General features: G+C 41.7%; 1 protein-coding gene. It reads left to right on the forward strand.

All coding sequences use genetic code 11. The annotated features are described in order from the left end of the window. On the forward strand, positions 1–503 hold a 503-nt coding region (locus ACFIL8_RS12805), incomplete at both ends, for a translation initiation factor IF-2 (protein ID WP_375690165.1).

Here is a 503-nt window from a genome sequence, read left to right on the forward strand (position 1 = left end):
GCTATTCGTAAAGCAAATGTTGTTTCTGGCGAAGCAGGAGGTATTACGCAGCATATTGGTGCCTATCAAGTAGAACAAAATGGTCAAAAAATTACCTTTATTGATACACCAGGTCATGCTGCATTTACCGCTATGCGTGCACGCGGAGCTCGTGTTACTGATATTGCTGTTCTCGTTGTAGCCGCTGATGATAGTGTTATGCCTCAAACGATTGAATCAATCAATCATGCGAAAGCTGCTGGTGTACCTATCATTGTTGCTATCAACAAAATTGATAAACCAGCTGCGAATGCACAAAAAGTGCGTACAGAACTTCTACAACATGAAGTGTTTGTTGAAACTATGGGTGGAGAAACTTTGGACGTTGAAGTTTCTGCTAAAACTGGTCAAAATCTTGATAAACTTCTCGAAGCTATCCTTCTTCAAGCTGAAATGCTTGATCTGAAAGCAGATCCTCAACGAACTGCAGAGGGCGTTATCATTGAAGCCAAATTGGATCGCGG

It is taken from the genome of Bartonella sp. AP57NXGY, assembly GCF_042195805.1.
Taxonomy (GTDB): domain Bacteria; phylum Pseudomonadota; class Alphaproteobacteria; order Rhizobiales; family Rhizobiaceae; genus Bartonella.